The sequence below is a fragment of the Halorubrum sp. AD140 genome, from assembly GCF_034497445.1.
Lineage (GTDB): Archaea > Halobacteriota > Halobacteria > Halobacteriales > Haloferacaceae > Halorubrum.
This window is the reverse complement of record NZ_JAXRUU010000020.1, coordinates 22,630-47,334: the sequence shown is the minus strand read 5'-3', so window position 1 is coordinate 47,334 and position 24,705 is coordinate 22,630. Positions and strand designations below refer to the sequence as shown.

The following is a 24,705-nucleotide window of genomic DNA, read 5'->3' as shown; positions in this document are numbered from 1 at the left end:
GCCTTTTTTAAGGGCACGAACAGCGCCGCGCGAGGGAATCGGACCGGCGTGGCCGCGCTGGTCCGGCGAGGCCGGGGAGGGTGAGGCGCGGTTGCGATGCGGATGGGTGGGACTCAACGGGGCAGCCGTGATTCCCGCGAGCAGCGCGAGTCGTCGCGGCTGGGTTTTGGATGCGTTCACCGTCGATCCAGCAGTGACCGCTTATAACTGAGCGGCTGCGGCTTCGGAGTGGTTCACCCTCGCTCTGCCAGCAGCGGTTGCTTATAAACTCACAACACGATACCGCACGTATGAACGGAGACGCCACCGTCGTCGGCGGCGGGCTCGCGGGGCTCGTCGCGGCGGCCCGGCTCGCCGAGGCGGGCGTGGACGTGACGCTGTACGAGCGCCGCCCCGATGTCGGCGGGCGCGTGCGGACCGAGACGGTCGACGGGTTCACGCTCGACCGCGGCTTCCAGGTCCTCTTTTCGAGCTACCCGGCGGTCGAGCGCGAGCTGGGCCCCGACGCCGCCGACGCCCTCGACCTCCGGCGGTTCGCACCGGGCGCGACGATCTGTCGCCCGGGGTCGCGCTCGGTGCTCTCGGACCCGCTCCGCGACCCCCGCGGCGCGCTCCCGTCGCTGCTGAACGACGAGGTCTCCGTCTCCGACAAGCTCCGGACGCTCGCGCTCCGGTACGACCTCTCGAAGCGCGACGAAGGCGACTTCTTCAGAGGTCCGGACGCCTCCATCCGCGAGTACCTCCGCGACTGGGGATTCGCCGACGACTACGTGGAACACTTCGTCGAGCCCTTCTACGGCGGGATCACCCTCGACCGGAGCCTCTCGACCTCGAAGCACGTCTTCGAGTACACGTTCCGCGCGATGAGCCGCGGCGCCATCGGCGTCCCCGCCGGGGGGATGGCCGCGATCCCCGAAGCGCTCGCCGCTCGCGCCCGCGAGGCCGGCGTGGCGATCGAGACGGGCGCGGACGTGGAGTCGGTCCGGACCGCGGGTCAGGGTCGGATCCCCTTCCGGACCGGGAGCGGCGACGCCGAGGGCGCCACCGTCGAGCTCGCCGACGGCACGACGCGCGAGACCGACGCGGTCGTCGTCGCGACCACCCCGCCTGAGGCCCGGCGCCTCACCCGCGTCGAGTCGATCCCCGCGGAGGGCGTCCCGAACGTGACCGGGTGGTACACGCTCCCCGCGGGCGAGTCGTTCGAGACGAGCAAGCGGATCCTGCTCAACGCGGCCGGCGAATCGCCGAACGCCGTGGTCCCGATGTCGGAGGTCGCGCCCGAGTACGCCCCCGCCGGCCGCGCGCTGCTCACCGCGACGTTCCTCGGCGAGGAGCCGCTGGACCGGCCCGCGGACGCGCTCCGCGGCGACGTCCGCGACGCGCTGGCGGCGTGGCACCCCGACCGCGACTTCGCGGGCTTGGAGACCGTCGACGTCCACCGGGTCCGGTTCGCGCAGTTCGCGCAGCCGCCGGGCGTCCACGCCGACCTCCCTCACCCCGACGATCCCGAGGGACCTGTCGTCCTCGCCGGCGACTACACGGAGTGGTCGTCGATCCAGGGCGCCCTCGAAAGCGGGCGAGCGGCGGCCGCGGCCGCCACCCGACACTTATAACCGAGGCCACACGTCGCCGCGGCTACTCCTCTCGGAGGAACGCCCCTTCGCCGTGCTCGTCGATCGCCGCGAGCAGTTCGTCGCGCTGTCGACGGAGTTCGGGCGGCAGGTCCGCGTACGCGTAGTCGAACATGTCGCTCGGATCGGCCTCGACGGACTCCGCGAAGTCGATCGCCTCGGCGACGACCTCGTCGGCCTCCTCGCGGATCGCCGCGACGCCCTCGTCGTCGATCCGGCCGGTCTCCCGCAGGAACGCCTCCATCCGGTCGATAGGGTCGAGCGCGCGCCACGGGTCCACGTCGTCGGGGTCGCGGTAGGCGGTCGGGTCGTCCGCCGTGGTGTGCGCGCCGAACCGGTACTCGACGAACTCGATGAGGGTGGGGCGGGGCGCGTCGGGAGGGGAGTCGCCCGCCGCCAGCCGAGCGCGCTCGGCGGCCGCCCGCGTGACCGCGTAGCTCGCGAGCGGGTCCATCCCGTCGACGCGGACGCCCTCGAAGCCGTAGGCGGCCGCCTTCTCGGCGAAGGTGTCGCTGGCTGTCTGCTCCGCCTCCGGGATCGAGATGGCCCAGCCGTTGGCGTGACAACAGAAGAGCGTGGGCGTGTCGAAGACGCCCGCGAAGTTCATCGCCTCGTGGAAGTCGCCCTCGCTCGTCGCGCCGCCGCCGAAGTGCGCGACGGCGATCCGGTCCTCGTCCCGGTAGTCGAACGCCCACGCGGCCCCGACCGCGTGCGGGAGGTGCGCCGCGATCCCGATGTTCAGCGGGAAGACGTTGCCGTCGGCGATCGCCGCGGTCCCGGACTCGTGGCCCATCCAGTACGGCAGGTACTCCGAGAGGAGGTCGCGGGCGACGATCGCGCCGTGCTCGCGGTACTGGTAGCTGATCAGGTCCCGGTCGGCGAGCGCGTGCGTCGACCCCACAGCCGAGCCCTCCTGGCCCGCACAGGGTGCGTACGTGCCGATCCGCCCCTGACGCTGGAGGCTGACCGCGCGCTCGTCGAACCGGCGAGTGACCACGAGATCGCGGTAGATCGCCCGGAACCGCTCGTCCGACAGGTCCGGTACCGTCGCGTCCGGCAGGGGACTGCCGTCCGGCCCGAGCACGCGGTAGACGTCCGCGTCGGCGAGCGGGTCGGAGAGCGAATCGGGGGAGTCGGTGGCGTCGGCGCCGTTCTCGTCCATACCCGGTCGGTGTGCGCGCCGGTCACAAGGAGGTAGCGGTCGCGGCGGCGTCCGATCACTCCAGGCTTCGGTGCCGGACGAACGTGATCGGGAGGCCGACCAGGACGCCCGCGACGGCAACCGCACCGAGCACGAACCCCACCAGCAGCGGCACCGGGCCGACCGTGAGCATCTCGGTTCCCCAGACGAACGTGAACCGCGCGGTCCAGAGGGTCCCGGTGACGAGCGCGGTGAACAGCCCGAAGGCGGCTCCGCGAGGGTACGTGACGGTCGCTCCCCGTTCGACGAGCACCCACCAGATCCCCGCGCCGGCGACGAGCGCCGGGGTCGCGAGGAGGGGCATCGACAGCGCGGCGGGAGACCGATCACCTCGGCGAAGAGCCCGAGCACGTCCGAGAGGAGGTGCGCGGTGACCATGGCACAGCCGAACGCGTAGACGCCGGCGAGCAGCGCCCACCGCTTCGGAGACGAGGGTCCGAACGCGGGCGGGAGAGACGGGACCATACCCCGAGTGTCGTGAATGCGTTATAAAGGACTTCCCGTGGGTGAGGCGTCTCTTTGTGCTTCCCGCTACGGCGTGATCACGGCGCGACCGTCGATCTCGCCGTGTTCGAGCTTCTCTGCGACCGTGTTGATCTCGCCGAGGTCGTAGCGGCTGGTGTGGAGGTCGACGTCGCCCTGCTCGACGAGCGCGACGAGCTCCTGGAGCTCCGCGTACCGGCCGACGATGTTGCCGACGAACGAGAACTCCCCGTTCACCAGCGCCTGCGCCGGCTCGTGGATGTGCCCGCCGTAGCCGATGATGTGGTGGTCGCCGCCGGCGGCGGTGATGTCGGGCGCGTACCCGGTGGTGACGTCCTCGCCGACGAAGTCGAGCACCTGCGCTGCGCCGTTCCCGTCCGTGATCCCGTCGAGTTCCTCCCGGACGTCTGCCTCGTCCGGGTTGACCACGTGGTCGGCGCCGTAGCTCTCCGCGAGCGACAGGGCGGACTCCTTCAGGTCGACCGCCGTGATCCGGGCCGCGCTCATCGCGTTCAGGCACTGCAGGCCGATGTGTCCGAGGCCGCCGACGCCGATGACGACCGCGTGATCTCCGGGGCTGAGCTCCGCGACCGCCTTCTTGGCGGCGTGGTACGCCGTGATCCCGGCGTCGGCGTGGGGCGCGATGTCGATCGGCTCGACCCCGGACGGCAGCGGAATCACCGAGCGCTCGCTGGTGTGGAGGTACTCGGCGAAGCCGCCGTCGACGGTGAGCCCGTTGAACGCGCTGTTCTCGCAGTACATCGTCTCGCCGAGCCGGCAGGGGCGGCAGGTGCCGCAGGTCTGCACCGGGTGACAGATCACCGGGTCGCCCTCGGAGACGAGGGTGACGTCCTCGCCCGTCTCGACGACCGTCCCCGCGTTCTCGTGGCCGAGCGTCATGGGGAGCTCCTGCGGAACGTACTCCTCCCACATCCCCTCGATGATGTGATTGTCCGTCTGGCACCAGCCCGCGCCCTCGACCTCGACGATCACGTCGCTCGCGCCCGTCGCGTGTGGCCGGTCCACCTCGTCGATCGCGAGCCCCTCCGTCATGTCGTCGGTGTACTCGTGGAGTCTGGCTGCTTGCATGTGATTCACTCTCTCGAGCACTCGCACATAAACATTCGTTATGTATTTCTCGGGGCTTCGATACCCGACACTTCCGCGTCCCGTTCGAACGCTCCCAACGGTAACAAACTTGAACGATCCTTATAGTTATGTGTGATCACTTCCCACGACAGTACACATGTACGAGAAGGACGGAGAGGAGATATTCGTCATCGACGGCCACGTTCACCTGTGGGACGCCCGGCAGGAGAACATCGTCCACGAGGGGGGCGAGCAGTTCCTGCAGTGTTTCTACGACTACCACACCGGGTTCACGCCGGAGGAGAAACAGTGGGACATCGACGAGTACCGCCACTACGGGGCCGACCGCATGACCCAGGACCTGTTCGGGAACGCGGCCGCCGACATGGCGATCTTCCAGCCGACGTACCTCTCGGAGTTCTACGACGAGGGGTTCAACACGACCGAACAGAACGCCGAGCTCGCGGAGGCGTACCCCGAGCGGTTCGTGCTCAACGGGAGCTTCGACCCGCGCGACGGCGAGGAGGGGCTGCGCTACCTCGAACACCTCAAGGAGGAGTACGACATCCCCGGCGTGAAGCTGTACACCGCCGAGTGGCGCGGCGATTCGAAGGGGTGGCGGCTCGACAGCGACGACGCCTTCGAGTTCTTAGAGAAGTGTTCGGACCTCGGCATCGAGAACATCAACGCCCACAAGGGACCGACGATCCGGCCGCTCAACCGCGACGCGTTCGACGTGAAGGACGTCGACGACGCCGCCTCGTCGTTCCCGGAACTCAACTTCATCGTCAACCACGTGGGGCTGCCGCGGCTCGACGACTTCTGCTGGATCGCCGCCCAGGAGCCGAACGTGTACGGCGGGCTCGCGGTCGCCTCCGCGATGTCGACCCACCGCGAGCGGAAGTTCGGCGAGATCATGGGCGAACTCCTCTTCTGGCTCGGCGAGGACCGGATCCTGTTCGGCTCCGACTACGCGCTGTGGAACCCCGACTGGCTCGTCGACCAGGTGATGAACGCCGATCTCACGGAGGAACAGAAGGACGAGTACGGCGTCGAACTCGACGTCGACACCATGAAGAAGGTGATGGGCGAGAACGCCGCGGAGCTGTACGACATCGACATCGAGGAGAAGAAGCGCCAGTTCCGCGACGACGACATCACCCAGAAGTTCGACCTCGAGGCCCACTACGGCGGCGACGCGGGGGCCGCGGCGGACTGATGTCGGGGAGCAGCGCCGACCCGACGACCGACGCCGGGAGCGACACCGGCGGCGACTCACCGGGCGACCCCAGGGGGGACCCGACGGACGACCGACGCGGGATCCCGGCGGTCAGAGCTCGTCTGGACCGCGTCGAGGACCCGGAGCTCGCCCGCTCCATCGTCGAGCTCGACTACGTCGACGCGATCGACATCGACGGCGACCGCGTGACGGTCCGGTTCACGCTCCCGACCGCGTGGTGTTCGCCCGCCTTCGCGTGGATGATGGCGACCGACGCCCGCGACGAGGTCGAGGGGCTCGGCTGGGTACGCGAGGCGCGGATCGAGCTCTGCGACCACATGCACGAGACGGAGATCACGACGGGCGTCAACGCCCGCGACACCTTCGGCGAGACGTTCCCGGACGCGGACGGCGGGGTGGCGGCGGTGCGGGCGGCCATCGCCGACAAGGCCCGCGTCTCGACGCAGCGGGAGGCGATCGACGCGCTGCTCGACGCCGGCGTCGCCCCCGAACAGGTCGTCGCCCTCGAACGCTCGGACGTCGACGTCGCCGACGAGACGGCACACGTCTCGCTCGACGGGCTCGCCGTCGTCGTCGACGCCGACCCGATCGACGACTACCTGGACCGGGCGACTGAGAGCGGCCACGTGACGGGCCCGGACGACACGCTGTTCCTGACGCCCGAAGGCGACCCCATCGAGGCGGACCGGCTCGACGTCGTCCAGAAGCGCTCGCGGCTCGCGGCCGTCAACATCGACGGACAGGGCGCCGTGTGCGACGCGCTGCACCGAGCGCGACACGGACTGGACGGCCCCGGCTCGTAGGGCGGGTCCGCCGGATCGGTCACCGGATCGGACCGAGTCCACCGAGCCCGCTTCCCCCTGTCCGATCCTCCTCCTCGGGCTCGCCGTGCCCCGCCTTCTCCAGTCCGTGCCGGCCGCTCGCGGCCCACTCGTCGCGGTCCCAGCCGCACGCCGGACACTCGCTCTCGTCCCAGTCGAAGGGCTCGCCGCAGCCGAGGCAGGCGTTCTCCGTGTTCATGGCTCACGGTACGCAGGGACTGACAAAAGCGTTCACAACAGCTCGCGGAACGCCCCGAGCGGCGGGAACCGGAGCGGCTCTCCGGCGTCGCCCTCCTCGACACCTGCGTTCGGGTCGACGACGACCGGTGCCAACCGGTCCGCGTCGGGGACGAGCGGGGAGTCGAACGCGCCGGGTCCCATGCCGTTCACCGGCACGCCCGGAGCGAGTCGGGTGAACGCGGGCAACGCGAGGAGGTCGGCGCCGCGGTAGGTCTCCTTGCCGCGGAGGAAACAGGGGCGGCGGTCGCCCTCGATCTCGATCGTCGGGTGGACGTGACCGATCACGTACCGGTCCGCCGCGGTCGACGGGACCTCGTGGCCGTGACAGACGACGGTTCGGGGTGCGGTGTCATCGTGGTCGGACGGATCGCCGCCGGTCGGGGCGTCTCCCCGGTCGCGTCTTTCGCCGAGGACGTACTCCCCGTGAACCGGCTCGTCCCACGCGTCCGCGAGGGCGGTGTCGTGGTTGCCCGCGACGAGTTCGAGGGCGGCGCCGTTCGCCTCGCAGGCGTCGCGAAGCGCCGCTAGGGTTCCGAGGCTCCGGTCGCTCACCCGGTCGAAGGTGTGGACGACGTCGCCGGCGACGATGACGGTCGCGGGGTCGAACCGCGCCGCGAGCCCGGCGAGTCGGCCGACGAGATCCTCGCGCTCGCCGAGCGGGAGGGTGACCGCGGACGCCTCTCCGAGCGCGTCGTGGCGGCCGAGGTACGCCGCGCGGTCGCCGAAGGCGACGTCCGTCATCGACCGTCCCCCGTCATCGACCGCCTCACCGGCCGAAGCCGGTCGGCGGATCGGCGCGGTCGGTCCGGGGGGCGGGGCGGCCCCGACCGCCCCTCTCGCCCCTCTCCCTTGCGCCCCCGGCGTGGTTCCGGGCGGTCGCGTACGCCTCGCGGACGCGGCGGAACGACTCCTCGTCGCCGCCCTGGTCCGGGTGCGTCTCCTTGACGCGATCGCGGTAGGCGCGCTTCACCTCGGCGGCGTCGGCGTCGCGGGCGACGTCGAGCTCGGCGAACGCCGCGGCGACCGGATCGCGGCGGCCCCGGTCGACCGACGGGTCCGGGCCCCAATCGGGCTCGATCACGTCGAAGGGGAGGCGACGGCCGAGTCCGCGCCCCGGCATCTCGTGTTCGCAGAGGACGGTGTAGACGCCCTCGCCCTCCAGCCTGAAGTAGTCGTGCGCGTCGAACGTGATGGCGACTCCGCGTTCGGGGAGGTAGAAGGGGACGGACACGTCGCCGAGCGCGTGTTCCTCGCGGAACCGCTCGTCGATCGCCGTCAGGTACTCGCGGATCTCGCGGCGGCGCCGCTCGTCGCCCGCGACGCTCCGGCCGTCGCCGGCAGCGGCGACGCTCGGAGCGACGAACCGAGTCCCGAGGTAGAAGACGACCGCCGCGAGCGTGGAGGCGACGCCGCCTATCGCGACCCCCAGCAGGACCCACGGCGGCACCGCGCTGATGAGATCGACGACCACGATCCACGTAACGGCTCGGCGCCTATCAACCCCTCGGCGGGGGAACGACGCGACCGGCCCGCGCACCCGCCGCCGTCAGATCAGTTCCTTCGCTTCGAGCCCGTCGATGATGTCGTCGACGAGCTCCTCGGCGGTGTCGTAGGGGAACTCCTGTTCGCCCCCGAGCTTCGCGGCGAGCTCCATCGCGGTGAAGCTCACGTCGCCGGCCTCGAACTTCGTGGCCGGGCCGTTCGGGAGCGCCGGAACGAGGTCCATCTGGTTCTCGACGGGGAAGTCCGCGCCGCCGAACGCGTCGAGAAACTGTTCGCGGAGCTCCGCCTTGACGTCGGACATACACCCACCTCCCGGGAGGGACCGCAAAAGCGTTGCGGAACAACGATAAATCGGTTTGGCGTTCCCGAACGACGACCGTGCCGGAACCTCCGAACCTTTGTCGCTGGGCCCCAAGCGTCGTCCATGTCGTTCGACTTCGACTTCGACCTGCTGTGCGAGCTGACAGAGGCGCGCGGCGTCCCCGGGTACGAGGACGACGTCCGCGAGATCGTCCGCCGCGAGTTCGCCGATCGCGTCGACCGCGTCCGGAGCGACGCGATGGGGAACGTCGTCGGGACGATCGAGGGGGAGTCCGACTACTCGGTCGCGGTCGCGGCCCACATGGACGAGATCGGCTTCATGGTCCGGCACGTCACCGACGAGGGGTTCGTGCAGGTCGATCCGCTCGGCGGCTTCGACGCCCGCGTGCTCCGAGCGCAGCGCGTCACCGTTCACGGCGAGGAGGACCTCACCGGCGTCATCGGCTCCGTGCCGCCGCACACGCTCACGGACGAGCAGAAAGAGGAGGACGACGAGGTCAAAGACGTGTTCATCGACGTCGGACGCGACGCCGACGACGTGGCCGACCTCGTCGGCGTGGGCGACCTCGTCACGCTCGACCAGACGACGACGCGCATGGGCGACCGGATCACGGGAAAGGCGCTCGACGACCGGATCTGTCTGTTCGCGATCCTCGAAGCCGCCCGCCGGATCGACGACCCAGACGTGACGATCCACTTCGCGGCGACGGTGCAGGAGGAAGTGGGGCTCCGGGGCGCGAGCGCGCTCGGCGTCGACATCGACCCCGACCTCGCTATCGCCTTAGACGTCACCGTCGCCAACGACGTCCCGCAGATCGGCGAGGCGGCCGACGCCGTGACCGAACTCGGCGAGGGGACCGCGATCAAGCTGAAGGACTCCTCGGTGATCACCAGCCCGAAGGTCCACGGCCGGCTGACCGACGTGGCCGAGGCGGAGGGCATCGATCACCAGCACGAGGTGTTGCCGGCGGGCGGCACCGACACCGCCGGGTTCCAGAACACCGCCGGCGCGAAGCCCGTCGGCGCCATCTCGGTCCCGACGCGGTACCTCCACACCGTCACCGAGACCGCCGACGGCGGGGACGTCGAGGCGACCATCGACCTCCTCACCGCGTTCCTCGACTCCGAGACCGGCGAACACGACTACACCTTATAAACAACCACGCGGTGGCGCGCGCCTCCGAGTGGCCGTCGCTGGCGGCCGTGAGGAGCGCGCACGAGGGAGTCGCTGGCGGCCGTGAGGGGCGCGCACGGGGGAGTCGCTGGCGGCGCCGCCGCCAGCGACGAGGTTGGGGAGGCGTGAGGCTGTGGTGCTGTGCGGGCGAGCGGATTCAAAGGGGCAGTCGCGAGGACGAAGCACGGCGACGCAAGGACCGCAGGGAACGAGCGAAGCGAGTGACCGAGGACCGCAGCGAGCCGCGCGAGTCGTCGCGGCTGGGGCTTTGGAGGTCTTCACCGTCGGTTCGGCATCGATTATTTATAACCGAGCGGCTGGGGCTTTGGAGGTGCTCACTACAGAGTTCGCTTATAAGGAAACGGCTGAGGATCTGTCTCCACTCGCTGTTCCGTCGCGACGAACAACTCGACCGCCTCACACGTCGTATCGCCGGACCGCTTATTAGTCACCGCCCGAACCACCGTGCGTGGACGAACTCGTCGTGAGCACGGAGGTGTACGCCGACCCGGAGGAGGTGTACGAGTTCCTGCTCGACTTCCCGGGGTACGCGCGCTACTCGAAGTACCTCGACGACGTGCAGACCCTCGAGGGCGACGGCGGTCCCGGTACCCGCTACGCGCTCCGGTTCGCCTGGTGGAAGGTCGCGTACACGGCCCACTCGCGGGTGACCGGCGTCGAGCCGCCCGCGCGGATCGACTGGGAGATCACGAAGGACATCGACGCGAGCGGCTGCTGGCGGGTGACGCCGGCGGAACCGAACGACGGTTCCGAGGGGGACGTCGACCCCGCCTGCGAGGTCGCGCTCGAAGTCGAGTTCGACCCGGACTCGGCCAGCTCGGACGCGCTCGATCTCCCGCGGCTCGTCTCCTTCGACTGGGTGCTGAAGAAGGCGATTCCCCTCATCCGGACCGAGGCCGAACGGGTCATCGAGCGCGCGGTTCGCGACCTGGAGGGGTCGACACGCGACGTGGACCTCGACGTGTACGTGGACTCCGAGCGGATCTAACCGCGGGCGACGAATACGCGGCACAACGGGTGCCGTCACCGAGTCGAAGGCCTTAATATATCCAGCGGGGAACGATGAGACGCGCAGCGGGCTCGTAGATCAGTGGTAGATCATCCCCCTGGCACGGGGAAGGCCCGGGGTTCAAATCCCCGCGAGTCCATGTTTTCGCGCCGTGAGCAACACCGCGAGCGGCGCACCACTGCAACGAGCGGGATTCGAACCCTGCCAGTCGCGCACAGCGAACGGTGTGAGCGAGCACGTCTGGCTCTGGTTCACAATCCCCGCGAGTCCATTCCGACTTCTCCGTCGTGTCTGTCGTTGGTAAACACGCAGTAGATTCGTTAAAACGCCAGATATCGGTGGGATCGCGGTATCGTCCCCGTCCCCCAGCGGATCGATCAACCTCGGAATTCGGGTCCGGGTCGCCGCAGTCGGTCGATTCACTGGGGGCGAAAACCGATAACCGCGCCCATCGCTGTCTCGCGTACGACTGCTTCCGCCGCGTGAGTCGCGGGAGCGCCGTCGGCCGACGAGTGATACGTGGCCGGAAGCGGCCTCGCCTCGGCCGCCGACATCCCCACGGTGGGGTCCCAGACGGTCCCGGTCAGAACGTCGTCGGGAACAGCACGTACACGAACGCCGATGTCGCCAGGCCACCGACGACCAGGTAGTACGCCACCGGGATCAGGTTCAGTCTGACGACCCGGCCGGTCTTTCCGACGAGGCCGACGGTCGCCAACGCGGCGATCACGTTGTGAATGGCGATCGTGTTCCCGATGGACGCACCGATCGTCTGGGCGCCGACGAGCAGCTGCGTCGAGACCCCGATCTCTTGGGCGACCTCGAACTGGAACGCCGCGAACGTGATGTTGCTCACGGTGATCGATCCGGCGATGAATGCCCCGAGCGTTCCCACGACGGGAGCGAAGAAGGGATAGGCCCCGCCGAGCAGCGACGCCGTCGCGCTCGCGAGCACGACGATCATGCTTCCGTCGGCGGTCGCGCCGGGGTGGGACGCGGTCTGTAACATGACCTCGACCATCGCGATGACGAACATCAACGCTATCGCCGGCGAGACGATCTTTTCCGCGCCCTCGCGCCACGCGTCCGTCACGTCGCCGCGCCCCATTCCGAAGATCGGCACCGCGAGCAGCGCGCTGACGAGCAGCCACGTCCCGGGGACGTACGCCCAGCCGATCGTGCCGCTGATCGTCGTGCCGGCGATTCCGTCCCACGCGAGCTCCATGCCGGGTCCTTCCTGAAGGAACGTCGCGACCGGGGTGACGACGCGAGTTCCGACCAGCAGCACGACGAGAACGAGATACGGCGACCACGCCCGAAACAATGACATCGACGGCCCGTCCATCGTCGCGTCGGCGGCGGCCTCGTCGTCGGTCGATCTACCGCCCGGTTCGATGGTCCCGACCCAGTGGTCCGGCCACTCCTCGCGGGGCGGGAACTCCCATTCGTCCTCGGGGAGGAGGTAGCCCGCTTTGAGCGCCGCAACGACGACCGCGCCGCCGACCATCGCGGCGATGAGCGACGGCAGTTCGGGACCGATAAGCCACGCTACGGCGACGTACGGCACCGCGAACGCGACCCCCGCGAATAGGCACAGAGGGGCGACCGCCCACAGCGCCGAGAGGGACCGATCGTCAGCCTCCGGCTCACCGAAGTAGTAGACGACCATCCCGACCGCGACCATCGGCATCAACGTTCCCAAGAGTCCGTTGAACACGGCGCTCCACGCGCCGGCGGCTGTCGCGTAGGTTCCGACCGACTCGAACCCGCCGGCAGTGATGGACTCTGACACGGCCGCCAGCGGCTGCTGGAACCCGACGATGACCGGCGTCCCGACCGCACCGAACACGGTTGCGACCGCGTGACCGATCAGCGCCGCGACGACGGCAGCCAGGGCCGGGAAGCCGAGCGCCAAGAGCAGCGGGGCGACCACGGCCGCGGGCGTCCCGAACCCGGCAACGCCCTCGATGAACGTCGCGAGAAAGAAGCCGAGCAACACGACTTGCACCCGGCGATCGTCGCTGATCGACGCGAACCCGGCGTTGATCCGGTCGACAGCGCCGGAGTTCATCAGCGTGTACAGTAGCACCAACGCGCCGAAGACGATCCAGAGGATCTCGACGGCGGCCATCGCCCCGTCGACGGACGCGGCGAGGATCCACGTCGCGGGCATCTCCCACGCGAGGAACGCGACAATGGCGGCCGCCAGCCACGCGACCGGCATCGCCCGCGCCGCCGGCCAGAGCAGCCCCACCAGCAGCGCGGCCACGACGACGAGCGGGACCAACGCGAGCGGCGCGCCAGCTGACAGCGTCACCGGCTTCCCTCCGCGTCGGGTGCGCGTCGCTTCGGGCACGGTATGACGGACTCGAATCCTCTCGCGTTCCCGCTCGGTGGCCGGTTCCATCGGGAGCGTGTACCGCCTCGACGCCGTCCTCTATCCACGACCATTACGCGCATCGTTTCCGTAAGAACCGTCCATGTGAATAAACGCCCGGTACGGTTCTCAAACCGCCGGACTCCACGCGGAATCAGGATCCGCTCCGTCAGTTTTTCACGTCGGTGTTCGGTCCCTGTTCCGGCACCTGCAGTCGCCGGGCGACCGCGACGAACAGCCCGACCCCGATCAGGTAGAGCCGCCACCCCGCGTTCGCGATCGGGAAGATCCGGTTGACCGGCTCCTCGGTCACCTCGTCGGGGTCGCGGGGCTCCACCGGGTTGTTGACGTGGACCGTCTCCGTGGTGCCGCCCTCGCCGGCGTCGACCCGCCGCCCGCCCGTCTCCGGGTCGATCTGGACGTCGACGAACGTCTGTACGAGCCCGTCCGTCGTCGACAGGGCGAGCTCCCCGTCGAGGAGGTAGAACCGGTCCCGAAGCGGCCAGAGCGCGTTCACGCCGTCGAGGTGGGCCCAGTCGAGCGAGACGTGTGCGAAGACGTGCACGAACAGCCCGACCCACGCCACCGCGATCCATCGGTCGGCGAGCCGTTCGCGGAGCGCGGAGCGCTCCCGCATCCGGGTGTCGTAGTAGAGCAGCGCGGCCGCGGCCGCCGGCAGCACGAAGTTGTGCCCGACCGTTCGGTGGGCCCCGGGCATGAACGGGCCGAGGAAGCTGTCGACCTCGGGGACGATGACGATCGCGAGCACGACTGCCAGCGCCCGTCGATCGTAGCGGTCACCGAGCAGTCCGGCCGCGAGCACCAGCGCGAACCCGGCGTGGACGACCGTCGAGACCATCTACCGGCTCACCCCCGCGGACCGCTCGGCGCCTCCTCGATTCTTCCGGCGGAAGCGCACCGCCAGCGTCGCGGCGGCGGCGGCGACGACGACCAGCTGCCAGCCTCTCCGAACCAGGTGGAGCTCGCGACCGGCGCCGAGCGAGAGCCCGGGCCGTCCGTCGGGGTTCGCGAACGTCGGGATCGCGTACGACGCGGTCGTCCCGGGGCTCTCGAGCGGGAGGATCCCCGGGCCCGCAGCGCCGAGCGAGACGAACGTCTGGACGACTCCGTCGCGCGTCGAGAGGACGAACCGCCCATCGAGGAGGTAGTAGGCGTCGTGGAGCGGGTACAGCAGGTTCACTCCCTCTCGACCGAACAGGTCCGGACCGATCCCCGCGACGAGGAACGCGGCGAGCGCCACCCACGCGACGCGGACGCCTCGCCACCCGGCCCGGTCGCGGACCCGGGAGGAGTCGCGGATCGCGGTGTCCCAGTAGAGCGCGGCGCCCGCGAGGAGCGGGAGCCAGACGGCGTGAAACAACGCGTTCGTCGCGCCCGGAACCACGAGACTCGCGGTCGCGTCGAGGTCCGGGAGGACCGCGGCGGCGACGACGACGGCGACCGAGCGCCGGTCGAAGGCGGCTGCCAGCAGGGCGGCCGCGAGCAACGCGCCGACCGCGGCGGCGACCAGCGTCGGAGCCATACCGCCTCTGACGGTCGCACGAGAATAAGCGCTCCGGGGAGGGGGTTACCAGAGACAGGCGGATCAGGAGCCGTCTTCTTGCCGGTCCGAGTCTCTCTCGGAGTCCGGCTCGACCGCGTCAGCGGGGATGAACTCGTCGGAGCCGGACGGAGCCGAGAACTCGGTCGCAGACTCGTCGGACGCCCCCTCGGTCGCCGTCGTCGTCGCCGCCGCGGAGTCGCCGGTCGCCGCGGAGTCGTCGGCGACCGTCACCGCCTCGGGGTCCGCCGCCGATTCCTGGACCGCCGCCACCTCCTCCGCCGCCGATTCCTGGACCGCCCCCACCCCCTCCGCCGCCGGCTCTCCGAGCAGGGCGGTCGCCATCTGCCGGCAGACGTACGCGACGAGGTTCGTGACGTGGAGCGCGACGAGCACCCCACCGATTCCGACGGCGACCGCCAGCAGCGCCTCGGGCAGCGTGTCGATCGCCCACGTCACCGGCTCCCCGTTGGACTCGCCGAAGGTGGCCACGTATGGGTACCGCAGCGGTGCGAGGACCAGCGGGAGCCCGGTCGCGAGCGCGGCCACGGGGACGAACGCGACCACGGTGACGAAGTACTTCAACAGGAGGAAGCCGACGCCCCGCCACGTCGACGCGGCGTCGACGTACTTCCTGACGCCGCCGACCGCGCCGCCCGCGTCGTCCGCCACGTCGTCGTATCGTTCGAGATCGGTGCCCAACAGCCGGTTGGCGAGCCAGCGCTCGAAGCCGGCGGCGATCCGGGCGCCGAGCAGGGTCGCCACGAGCACGACGAACCCGACGAGCACGACTGAGAGGAGGAGTCCGAACAGGAACCCGAACGAGAACAGCGCCGAGTAGAGGAACCCGAGCGGAATCGCGAGCAGCAGGTACAACAGGTGTCTGTACGTCCGACCGTCGACTAGGACGCCGACGACCGGGAGGGTGGAGGGTGAGCGGCGAGAGACCATGGACGGTCAAATCCGGTCTCCGAACCGACATAAATCGGTCGCTCCCGGCGCTCGGACCGACGGCGTCCCCCGGCTATCGGTCGGGGCGATCGCGACCTCTTCACCCGATGAAGAAGTCGATCGCGTTCCCCGTCGACTGTCCCTTGTACAGCTCCGAGTAGCCGCAGTTCGCGCAGGAGACCACGACGAACGCGCGGTTCTGCACGTCGAACATCTTGGTGAGGCCGGTGCCGCTGGTCGCGATCTCGTCCGTCTCCGTCTCCTCGCTCCCGCACTTCGGGCAGCCGTCGTCGCCATCGCCGAGGTCGGCCGCTTCCGGGTCGACCCGCGCGTCCTCGCCGGATCCTTTCGGCGTGTTGGCCGCGTCGTTGCCGAACACCGAGTACTTCGCCTCGTCGTCGTTGTCGTCGGAGGGCATCGACCTCGTCTGCTCACGCGACCGATAAACGTCTTTGGGCTCCGCGCCGCCCGCGACGTCGCTCCCGCTCCTGTCGTCTACTCGTCTATCTCGTCGACGAGGTCGTCGGCGACGCCGACGTATCCCGCCGGCGTCAGCGCTCGCAGCTCCTCGCGCACGCTCTCGTCGACGTCGAGGTCGGCGAACAGCTCGCGGAAGTCGCCGAGCGTCACGGACCGTCCCCGCGTCAGCTCCTTGACGCGCTCGTAGGCGTCGGTGTCGCCTTCGCGCCGGAGGATCGTCTGGACGGCCTCGCCGATCACCTCGGGCGTCGCCTCCAGCTCCTCGCGCATCACGGCCTCGTTCGGCACCACCTTCGCGAGCCCGTTCTCGGCCTTCGAATAGCCGATGAGACAGTGCGCCAAGGCGGCGCCGACGTTGCGCTTGACGGTGGAGTCGGAGAGGTCGCGCTGGAGCCGGGAGGTCGTCACGTAGTCGGCGAGGAAGACGAGGTCCGAGTTCGCCTTCGAGAGGTTCCCCTCGCTGTTCTCGAAGTCGATCGGGTTCACCTTGTGCGGCATCGTCGACGATCCCGTCTCGCCCTCGACGGCCCGCTGACCGAGGTACCGGTCGGAGACGTACAGCCACGCGTCCCGGTTCAGATCGAGCAGGACGTTGTTCACCCCTCGCAGCGCGTCGAACAGCGCCGCGAGGTCGTCGCAGGGGTTCACCTGCGTCGCGAGCGGCGTGTGCTCCAACCCGAGCCCGTGGACGAACGACCGGGAGAACGCCCGCCAGTCGACGTCCGGATAGGCGGCGTCGTGGGCGGCGTAGGTCCCGGAGGCGCCCGCCAGCTTCCCGGAGAGGTCTCCGTTCGCGACGACGACCCGGCCGAGCGCGCGGCCGAGCCGCGCCGCGTACACCGCCATCTCCTTCCCGAACGTCGTCGGCGTCGCGGGCTGGCCGTGGGTGCGCGCGAGCATCGGGGTTCCACGGTGCGCCTGCGCGAGGTCGACGAGCGCGTCTCGGACCTCGCGGACCGCGGGCACGAGCACCTCGCTCACCGCGGGCTTGAGCAGCATCCGGTGCGCGAGGTTGTTGACGTCCTCGCTCGTGAGGCCGAAGTGGATCCACGGGTAGAGCGCCTCGCCGTCGCCGATCGGTCCCGACTCCTCCAGCCCGTCCAGCCGCACTCGGAGGAAGTACTCGACCGCCTTCACGTCGTGGTTGGTCGCGGCGTACCCCTCGGCGCCCTCGACCTCGAGCGCCTTGATCAGGCGCGCGTCCTCCGCCGAGAACGACTCGTGTATCTCGCGGAGCGCCGTCTCTTCGGCCTCGTCGAACCCGATGGGCGTCGCGTCCAGCGCGGCGAGCTCGATCAGGTACTCGACCTCGACGCGGGTCCGGGCGCGCATGAGCGCGGCCTCGCTCGCGTACGGCGACAGCGGCGCCGTCCGCGAGGCGTATCGACCGTCGAGCGGCGAGACGGCGGCGAGGGGGTCCGACCGCGACAGGCCCGAGATGGCGTGGTCCGTCATGTCCGCGACTGCCGCCGGAGCCAGCAAAAGCGTGTCGATGGCGAGACGCACGGACGTGGATAAGTGCGCGGCGTTTCGAGGTATGAAATGCTGATTGTATCCGCAAACGTGGATCCTCGGGCGGTACGGACCGCAATCGATATAGGCGATCGGTCGGACAACTCGCGTATGAAGATCGCCGGACTCGCGAGCAACCGGGGGCGGAACCTCAGACACATCGCCGACGTCGCGCCGGGGGGCGCGGAGCTGTCCGTCGTCCTGACGAACCGGGAGCAGGCGCCCGTCCTGGAGGCCGCGACGGAGCGTCGGGTCCCGACCGAGGTCGTCGAGCGCGAAGAGGGGGAGTCGCGTGCGTCCCACGAGCGCCGGATCCTCGACCGGCTCGCCGACTACGACTTCGATCTCGTCTGCCTCGACGGGTACATGCGCGTGCTCACCGACGAGTTCCTGGACGCGGCGCCGACGACGCTGAACGTCCACCCCTCGCTTCTGCCCGCCTTCCTGGGGATGAACGCTCACGAGGCGGTGCTCGACGCGGGCGTGCGCACGACCGGCTGTACCGTCCACGTCGTCACCGAGGAGGTCGACGGCGGTCCGATCGTGACCCAGGAGCCGGTCCCCGTCTACGCCGACGACGACGCGGGGTCGCTCAAAGATCGGGTGCTCTACGACGCGGAGTTCGCGGCGTACCCGCGGGCGGTTCGGTGGTTCGCGGAGGGGCGCGTGACGGTCGAGCGCGAGGGCGGTGACGTCGTCGGCGTCGCCGTCCGGGGCGACGTCGGGGGCGACTTCCCCGAGCGTCGGTTCGTCTCCGAGGAGCGCGCCGAGACGCTGCGCTACGGGGAGAACCCGCATCAGGACGCGGCGCTGTACGTCGACGACGGCTGCGAGGAGGCCGGCGTCGTCGGCGCCGACCAGCTGAACCCCGGCGCGAAGGGGATGGGGTACAACAACTACAACGACGCGGACGCCGCGTTGAACCTCGTGAAGGAGTTCGACGAGCCCGCAGCGGCCGTGATCAAGCACACGAACCCGGCCGGCTGCGCGACCGCCGACGCCCTCGCGGACGCGTACGACCGCGCGCTGCGGACCGACGCGAAGTCGGCGTTCGGCGGCATCGTCGCCCTGAACCGCGAGTGCGACGCCGACACCGCGACAGCGGTCGCCGACTCGTTCAAGGAGGTCGTCGTCGCGCCGGGTTACACCGACAGCGCGCTCGACGTGCTCCGCGAGAAGAAGAACCTCCGCGTGCTCGACGTCGGCCCGCTCGGCGAGGGCGACGACCGTTTCTCCGAGCGGTTCACGGAGAAGCCCATCGTCGGCGGGCGGCTGGTACAGGAGCGGGACCTACAGTCGCCCGCGGCGGCCGACCTGGAGGTCGTCACCGAGCGCGAGCCGACCGAGGAGCAGCTGAAGACGATGACGTTCGCGTGGAAGACGCTCAAACACGTCAAGTCGAACGGAATCCTGTTCGCGACCGGCACCGAGACGGTCGGCGTCGGCATGGGACAGGTCTCTCGCGTCGACGCCGTGACGCTCGCGGCGATGAAGGCCGAGAAGGACGCGGAGGGCAAGTCCGCCGAGGGCGCCGTGATGGCCTCGGACGCCTTCTTCCCGTTCCCGGACGCGATCGAGGAGGCCGCCGAGGCCGGGATCGAGGCCGTGATCCAGCCGGGCGGCTCCGTCAACGACGAGGACGTGATCGCCGCCGCCGACGAACACGACATGGCGATGGCGTTCACCGGGTCGCGCTGCTTCCGTCACGACTGAGCGGACGCGCCCGTCCGGACCGGTACGACCGTCGCCGGGGGCTGAACGCCGCTTCCGAGCCCCGTCGGTCGTGAGTAGTTTTCGAGACCGCTGCAGTGCGGGAATGTGAGGCTGCAACCGTTTATATATGGCTTCTCGACGCGCCGGTACCGCGCGCCGTCGATCGAACCGACCGGCTCACGGGCGGACCGCCGTTCGCCTCAGTCGTCGCTCGACGCCTGCCCGGTCGGGTCGCTCGCGGCGCCGGGAACGGCCTCGGCCGCCGCCGGCGGCTCGTCGCGCACGTCGGCGCCCCTCCCCTCGGCGATGACGTCGGCGTACGCGTCGGGGAAGACGCGCACGAAGCCGTCCAGGGTCGCGGCCCAGTCGTCGAGCAACTCGGCCGCGCGGTCGCTGTCGGTGTACGCGCGGTGGTTCTCCACGAGGCGGCGCAGCATCCGCTCGTCCGACTCGTCGAGGGTCTCCGAGAGGGAGACCATTCCGCGGTTGACGCGGTCGCCGAGCCGGTCGTCGGGGTCGTACACGTAGGCGACGCCGCCGGACATCCCGGCCGCGAAGTTGCGGCCCGTGTCGCCGAGCACGGCGACGACCCCGCCGGTCATGTACTCGCAGCCGTGGTCGCCGACGCCCTCGACGACCGCCTTCACGCCGGAGTTGCGGACGCCGAACCGCTCGCCGACGACGCCGTTGACGTACACCTCGCCCGCGGTGGCGCCGTACAGCCCCACGTTGCCGGCGACGACGTTCTCGGCGGGGTCGTAGCCCGCTTCGTCGGGGGTGTTGACCACGAGCCGGCCGCCGGAGAGCCCCTTCCCGAGGTAGTCGTTGGCGGCGCCGGTCAGTTCGAGGGTGATCCCGGGCGCGAGGAACGCGCCGAAGCTCTGGCCCGCGTAGCCGTCGAACCGGCAGGTGACGGTGTCGTCCGGGAGCCCCTCGCCGCCGTGTTCCGAGACGACGCGGTTCGAGAGGGTCGCGCCGACCGCGCGGTCGACGTTCTCCACGTCGCGGGTGAGCGCGACGGGCGCGCCGTCCTCGATGGCCGGGGCCGCCTCGTCGATGAGGCCCCAGTCGAGCAGCGTCTCGACGTCGGCGTCCTCCTGCTCGCGGGTCTTCGTCCGGGCGTCGCCCGCGGGCTCGGCTATGACCGCCGAGAGGTCGAGGTGCTTCGCCTTCTCGTGGTCCGTCTCGCGCTGGGAGAGCAGCTCGGGGCGCCCGATGAACTCCTCGACCTCCGTGTAGCCGAGCTCGGCCATGAGCTCGCGGAGCTCCTGGGCGATGAACGTCATGTAGTTGATGACGTGGTCCGGCTGGCCGGGGAAGCGCTGACGGAGGTCCTCGCGCTGGGTCGCGACGCCGACCGGACAGGTGTTCTCGTGGCACTGCCGGGCCATCACGCAGCCGGCGGTGACGAGCGACGCGGTGCCGAACACGTACTCCTCGGCGCCGAGGGCGGCGGCGACCGCGACGTCGCGGCCGGTCTTGAGCCCGCCGTCGGCGGTGACGCGGATGCGGTCGCGCAGGCCGGTCGCGCGGAGCATCTGGTTCGCCTCGGCGAGCCCGAGCTCCCACGGGAGCCCCGCGTTCTTGATCGACGTCTTCGGCGACGCCCCCGTCCCGCCGGAGTGGCCGGAGACGTGTACGACGTCGGCGTTCGCCTTCGCGACGCCGGCCGCGATGGTGCCGATCCCCGCCTCCGAAACCAGCTTCACGTTGACGTCGGCCTCGGGGTTCGCGGCCTTCAGGTCGAAGATCAGCTGCTTGAGGTCCTCGATGGAGTAGATGTCGTGTTGCGGCGGCGGCGAGATGAGACCGACGCCCGGCGTGGAACACCGGACGTGCGCGATCATCTCGTTGACCTTCTCGCCGGGGAGGTGCCCGCCCTCGCCGGGCTTGGACCCCTGCGCCATCTTGATCTGCAGCTCGTCCGCGCTCGCGAGGTACTCGGCGGTGACACCGAACCGCCCCGAGGCGACCTGCTTTACGTTACACTCCTTCTCGGTGCCGAACCGCTCCGGCGGCTCGCCGCCCTCGCCCGTGTTCGACTTCGCGCCGAGCCGGTTCATCGCGATGGCGTTGTTCTCGTGGGCCTCCGGCGAGATGCTCCCGAGGCTCATCGCGGCCGTCGAGAAGCGCTCGACGATCGACTCGACCGGTTCGACCTCCTCCACCGGCACCGGGTCGCGCTCGGACTCGAACTCGAGGAGACCCCGGAGCGTCTGCAGCTCCTCGGACTGGTCGTTCACCAGCTCCGCGAACTCCCGGTACTGCTCGTAGTCACCCCCCCGGACCGCCTGCTGGAGCGTCCCGACCGTCTGCGGGTTCCAGCCGTGTTTGATCCCCGACGAGCGGTGCTCGTACTCGCCCGTGGTCTCGAGTTCGGGGTCGGCGCCGAACGCCATCGCGTGACGCGTCCGGAGGTCGCCTTCGATCTCCTCGATCCCGATCCCCTCCGTGCGGATCTCGGTCCCCTCGAAGTACTCGCCGACGAACTCGGAGGCGAGCCCGACCGCCTCGAAGATCTGGGCGCCCTGGTACGACTCCATCGTCGAGATGCCCATCTTCGCCATCGTCTTGAGAAGACCGTCCTCCAGGGCCCCGCGGTACGCCGCCAGCGCCTCGTCCTCGTCGGCGCCGTCCGGCCCCGCCACGACGTCCGCGATGGAGTCGTACGCGAGGTACGGGTCGATCGCGTCGGCGCCGTAGCCGACGAGCGTCGCGACGTGGTGGACCTCGTGCGGCTCTCCCGACTCGACGACGAGTCCCGCGCGGTTGCGCAGGCCGTTCCGGACGAGGTGGTGGTGGACCGCGCCGGTCGCGAGCAGGCTCGGGACCGCGAGCCGGTCCGGGCCGACCGCGCGGTCGGAGAGGACGACCACGTCGGAGCCGTCCTCGATCGCCGCCGCGGACTCGTCGCGGATCCGGGTGACGGCGTCGACGAGCGACCCCTCCCGGTCGTACGTCGCGTCCACCGTCGCCGAGGAGAACGCGGGCCCGTCGCCGTCGACGGGGCTCCCGTCCAGCGCCTTCAGCGCGGCCGCCTCGCCGTCGGTGAGGATCGGCGAGTCGGAGACGATCTGCTCGGCGTGTTCGGGGGTCTCGTCGAGCAGATTCCGCTGGTTCCCCATCCGGGTCTCCAGCGACGTGACGAGCTCCTCGCGGATGTAGTCGATCGGCGGGTTCGACACCTGCGCGAACAGCTGCTTGAAGTAGGTGAACAGCGGGCGGTCGACGTCGGCGAGGACCGACAGCGGCGTGTCGTCGCCCATCGAGCCGACCGGGTCCTTCCCGTCTCTCGCCATCGGCTCGACGAGGTGGTTCAGCGAGTCGGTCGTGTAGCCGAACGCGGCCTGGTGGGTCCGAACGGTCGGGTCCTCGTCGCTCTCGTCGTCCTCGGATTCGGTCTCACCGCCGACGTCGGTCTCACTGCCGACCTCGCGCACCACGTCGTCGAGGTCGACCTGCCGCTCCGCGACCCACTCGCCGTACCGGTCGTCGGTGAGGTCGTCGAACACCTCGTCGTCGGGGACGATGCGCCCCTGTTCGGGGTCGGCGACGAAGATCTCGCCGGGCTGGAGCCGGCCGCGACGCCGCACCTCCGCCGGTTCCGTCGGCAGCGCGCCGACCTCGCTTCCGACGATCAGCCGGTTGTCGTCGGTCACCTCGTACCGGCACGGGCGGAGGCCGTTACGGTCGAGGACGCCGGCGACGCGGTCGCCGTCGAAGCCGATGACGAGGGCGGGGCCGTCCCACGGCTCGACGAGCGAGGCGTGGTAGTCGTAGAACTCGGTGCGGGCCGCGTCCATCAGATCGTCGTCGCGGAACGCCTCCGGGATCAGCATCCGGAGGGTGTGCGGGAGGTCGCGGCCGGCCTGCAAGAGGAGCTCGACCGCGTTGTCGACGCTGGCGGTGTCCGACTGGTTCGGGTCGTCGATCACCGGCTTGATCGTGTCGAGCTCCGCGCCGAACGCCGGGTGGTCGAGGTCGTTCTCCCGGGCGCGCATCCAGTTGACGTTCCCGCGGATCGTGTTGAACTCACCGTTGTGGACGATGTTGCGGTACGGGTGCGCGAGGTGCCACGCCCCGAGCGTGTTCGTCGAGAACCGCGCGTGGACCAAGGCCACGTGGCTCGCGAAGCGCTCGTCGGTCAGGTCCGGGTAGTAGTCGGCGAGCTGCGAGCCCTTCAGCAGGCCCTTGTACACGACGCGCTGCCGGTCGAGCGAGCAGACGTAGAAGCGACCGGCGCCGTCCACGTCCGCGACCGCGTTCTCGATCTCGCGTCTGGCGGCGTACAGCGCTCGGTCGAAGCCGAGGATCTCGGGATCGGCGTCGTCCGGGAGCGTCTCCTCGCTGGTGAACCGCTCGGCGAGGCCGGCGCCCTCGACGGGCGCGGCGAACAGCTGGGCGACCTCCGGCTCGGAGTCGAGCGCGGTCGCACCGAGGTCCCCGTTGTCCGTCGGAACGGAGCGCCACGCGAGCACTTCCAGCCCGTAGACGGAGAACACCTCCGCGATGACGTCGTGGATCTCGGCCTGCACGCTCGGCTCGGTCGGCATGAACACGGAGCCGACGGCGTACTCATCGGGGAGGTCGGCATCGACGACGTCGCGGAAGAAGTCGTCCGGCCGCGCGACCATGATGCCAGCGCCGTCGCCGGTGTTCTTCTCGGCGCCCGTAGTCCCGCGGTGCTCGAGGTTCTCCAGCAGCCGGACCGCGTCGGTCACCGTGTCGTGGGTGGGAGCCCCGTCGAGGTCGACGATCCCGCCGATCCCGCAGTTCGATCGTTCGTCCGTTACCGCCGCGAGTCCCCCACTGTGGCCCGAGGAGTCCGCGCTCCCCCGGGTGTTACTACGTGGCTCGGTCATGCCTTCCACTCACAGATGATCACTTAAAGGTATAACCCTGATAGGGGTAGGATCCCTCGTACACACATTAGGGAATATAAGGTAATTATTCATCAGGGGTGGATAACCGTTGTCACCGTTACCGAACGATCAGTTACGATTCGGATACGAGTGGGTATCTATCGAGAATTGATATCTAGCAGTCGAGGCGAGTTGGAATCCGTCGAATTATTTGACGATCACGAACTATTCACGCCGACGTGTTCGCGGTCACTCGCCGAACGGCGCGAACGACCCGTTGATGTCCCACTCGTGGATACAGTAGACGTCGCCAGGTTCGTCGACGATACGCCATCCGCTGAACTCCTCGTCCCACCGCTCTCGACGGCCGCACAGCTCGCACTCGCGTTCCCGCGGCGGGGTGATGGTCGCGCTCATGCGCGAAATCAGGGAACGGTCCAGCAAAAGGGTACCGTCGCGCGGCCACGCTCGACCCGGGTTCCCGATCGCGCTCACGGGGCCGCGCCCGCGCTCACA

The 24,705-nt window shown here is 69.8% G+C and carries 20 protein-coding genes, 1 tRNA gene and 1 pseudogene; 7 read left to right on the top strand and 15 right to left on the bottom strand.

Annotated elements, in window-relative coordinates; genetic code table 11:
• The first annotated feature begins 290 nt into the window (after positions 1–290).
• On the top strand, positions 291–1,613 hold the full coding sequence (locus U4E84_RS07290) for an NAD(P)/FAD-dependent oxidoreductase (RefSeq protein WP_322531438.1): 1,323 nt from the start codon (positions 291–293) through the stop codon (positions 1,611–1,613).
• Positions 1,614–1,635: 22 nt separating this feature from the next.
• Here U4E84_RS07290 and U4E84_RS07285 read toward each other — a convergent pair whose 3' ends face one another.
• The 3 genes and pseudogenes from U4E84_RS07285 to U4E84_RS07275 form a co-directional block, all read right to left on the bottom strand.
• Positions 1,636–2,793 (bottom strand): thiamine pyrophosphate-dependent enzyme, encoded by a 1,158-nt coding sequence (locus U4E84_RS07285; RefSeq protein ID WP_322531437.1) that lies wholly within the window; start codon positions 2,791–2,793, stop codon positions 1,636–1,638.
• Between the two features lie 55 nt (positions 2,794–2,848).
• A pseudogene (locus U4E84_RS07280) lies at positions 2,849–3,297 on the bottom strand (hypothetical protein).
• Positions 3,298–3,363: 66 nt separating this feature from the next.
• The gene (locus U4E84_RS07275) at positions 3,364–4,404 is read right to left on the bottom strand and encodes an NAD(P)-dependent alcohol dehydrogenase (protein ID WP_322531436.1); all 1,041 of its coding nucleotides are present in this window, start codon (positions 4,402–4,404) and stop codon (positions 3,364–3,366) included.
• A gap of 157 nt (positions 4,405–4,561) precedes the next feature.
• Between U4E84_RS07275 and U4E84_RS07270 the strand changes: the two genes are divergently transcribed.
• Positions 4,562–5,623 carry an amidohydrolase family protein gene (locus tag U4E84_RS07270; RefSeq protein WP_322531435.1) on the top strand — a complete coding sequence of 354 codons (1,062 nt, stop codon included), beginning with the start codon at positions 4,562–4,564 and terminating at the stop codon, positions 5,621–5,623.
• Positions 5,623–6,447, top strand: a complete 825-nt coding sequence (locus tag U4E84_RS07265; RefSeq protein ID WP_322531434.1) for an iron-sulfur cluster assembly protein — start codon at positions 5,623–5,625, stop codon at positions 6,445–6,447. Before U4E84_RS07270 ends, U4E84_RS07265 begins: the two co-directional genes overlap by 1 nt.
• A gap of 19 nt (positions 6,448–6,466) precedes the next feature.
• Here U4E84_RS07265 and U4E84_RS07260 read toward each other — a convergent pair whose 3' ends face one another.
• The 4 genes from U4E84_RS07260 to U4E84_RS07245 all read right to left on the bottom strand — a co-directional run bounded on the left by U4E84_RS07260 (position 6,467) and on the right by U4E84_RS07245 (position 8,509).
• Positions 6,467–6,664, bottom strand: a complete 198-nt coding sequence (locus U4E84_RS07260) for a hypothetical protein (protein ID WP_322531433.1) — start codon at positions 6,662–6,664, stop codon at positions 6,467–6,469.
• Between the two features lie 32 nt (positions 6,665–6,696).
• Positions 6,697–7,446: a metallophosphoesterase gene (locus U4E84_RS07255; protein ID WP_322531432.1), complete on the bottom strand. Its 750-nt coding sequence runs from the start codon at positions 7,444–7,446 to the stop codon at positions 6,697–6,699.
• 25 nt (positions 7,447–7,471) lie between these two features.
• Positions 7,472–8,176 (bottom strand): J domain-containing protein, encoded by a 705-nt coding sequence (locus U4E84_RS07250; protein WP_322531431.1) that lies wholly within the window; start codon positions 8,174–8,176, stop codon positions 7,472–7,474.
• Between the two features lie 75 nt (positions 8,177–8,251).
• On the bottom strand, positions 8,252–8,509 hold the full coding sequence (locus U4E84_RS07245; RefSeq protein WP_322531430.1) for an MTH865 family protein: 258 nt from the start codon (positions 8,507–8,509) through the stop codon (positions 8,252–8,254).
• A 123-nt stretch (positions 8,510–8,632) separates the two neighbouring features.
• Between U4E84_RS07245 and U4E84_RS07240 the strand changes: the two genes are divergently transcribed.
• The 3 genes from U4E84_RS07240 to U4E84_RS07230 all read left to right on the top strand — a co-directional run bounded on the left by U4E84_RS07240 (position 8,633) and on the right by U4E84_RS07230 (position 10,872).
• Positions 8,633–9,685, top strand: a complete 1,053-nt coding sequence (locus U4E84_RS07240) for a M42 family metallopeptidase (RefSeq protein ID WP_322531429.1) — start codon at positions 8,633–8,635, stop codon at positions 9,683–9,685.
• 487 nt (positions 9,686–10,172) lie between these two features.
• Positions 10,173–10,712 carry an SRPBCC family protein gene (locus tag U4E84_RS07235; protein WP_322531428.1) on the top strand — a complete coding sequence of 180 codons (540 nt, stop codon included), beginning with the start codon at positions 10,173–10,175 and terminating at the stop codon, positions 10,710–10,712.
• A gap of 88 nt (positions 10,713–10,800) precedes the next feature.
• A tRNA-Ala gene (locus U4E84_RS07230) sits at positions 10,801–10,872 on the top strand.
• Between the two features lie 444 nt (positions 10,873–11,316).
• Here U4E84_RS07230 and U4E84_RS07225 read toward each other — a convergent pair.
• From U4E84_RS07225 to purB, 6 genes are all read right to left on the bottom strand, one after another.
• Positions 11,317–13,050 carry an L-lactate permease gene (locus U4E84_RS07225; protein WP_322531427.1) on the bottom strand — a complete coding sequence of 578 codons (1,734 nt, stop codon included), beginning with the start codon at positions 13,048–13,050 and terminating at the stop codon, positions 11,317–11,319.
• A 229-nt stretch (positions 13,051–13,279) separates the two neighbouring features.
• Positions 13,280–13,969 (bottom strand): metal-dependent hydrolase, encoded by a 690-nt coding sequence (locus U4E84_RS07220; RefSeq protein ID WP_322531426.1) that lies wholly within the window; start codon positions 13,967–13,969, stop codon positions 13,280–13,282.
• Positions 13,970–14,653: a hypothetical protein gene (locus U4E84_RS07215; protein ID WP_322531425.1), complete on the bottom strand. Its 684-nt coding sequence runs from the start codon at positions 14,651–14,653 to the stop codon at positions 13,970–13,972. It lies immediately after the preceding gene.
• Between the two features lie 63 nt (positions 14,654–14,716).
• Complete coding sequence (locus U4E84_RS07210) at positions 14,717–15,622, bottom strand: sensor domain-containing protein (RefSeq protein ID WP_322531424.1); 906 nt, start codon at positions 15,620–15,622, stop codon at positions 14,717–14,719.
• 100 nt (positions 15,623–15,722) lie between these two features.
• On the bottom strand, positions 15,723–16,040 hold the full coding sequence (locus tag U4E84_RS07205; protein ID WP_322531423.1) for a zinc ribbon domain-containing protein: 318 nt from the start codon (positions 16,038–16,040) through the stop codon (positions 15,723–15,725).
• Between the two features lie 77 nt (positions 16,041–16,117).
• Complete coding sequence (gene purB / locus U4E84_RS07200) at positions 16,118–17,557, bottom strand: adenylosuccinate lyase (protein ID WP_322531422.1); 1,440 nt, start codon at positions 17,555–17,557, stop codon at positions 16,118–16,120.
• Positions 17,558–17,725: 168 nt separating this feature from the next.
• On the opposite strand from purB, the gene purH reads away from it, so the two are divergent.
• Complete coding sequence (purH, locus tag U4E84_RS07195) at positions 17,726–19,327, top strand: bifunctional phosphoribosylaminoimidazolecarboxamide formyltransferase/IMP cyclohydrolase (RefSeq protein ID WP_322531421.1); 1,602 nt, start codon at positions 17,726–17,728, stop codon at positions 19,325–19,327.
• Between the two features lie 200 nt (positions 19,328–19,527).
• Here purH and gltB read toward each other — a convergent pair whose 3' ends face one another.
• Together gltB and U4E84_RS07185 are read right to left on the bottom strand one after the other, a co-directional pair.
• Complete coding sequence (gltB, locus tag U4E84_RS07190; protein ID WP_322531420.1) at positions 19,528–24,189, bottom strand: glutamate synthase large subunit; 4,662 nt, start codon at positions 24,187–24,189, stop codon at positions 19,528–19,530.
• Between the two features lie 249 nt (positions 24,190–24,438).
• Positions 24,439–24,606: an HEWD family protein gene (locus tag U4E84_RS07185; RefSeq protein WP_322531419.1), complete on the bottom strand. Its 168-nt coding sequence runs from the start codon at positions 24,604–24,606 to the stop codon at positions 24,439–24,441.
• Positions 24,607–24,705: the final 99 nt, after the last annotated feature.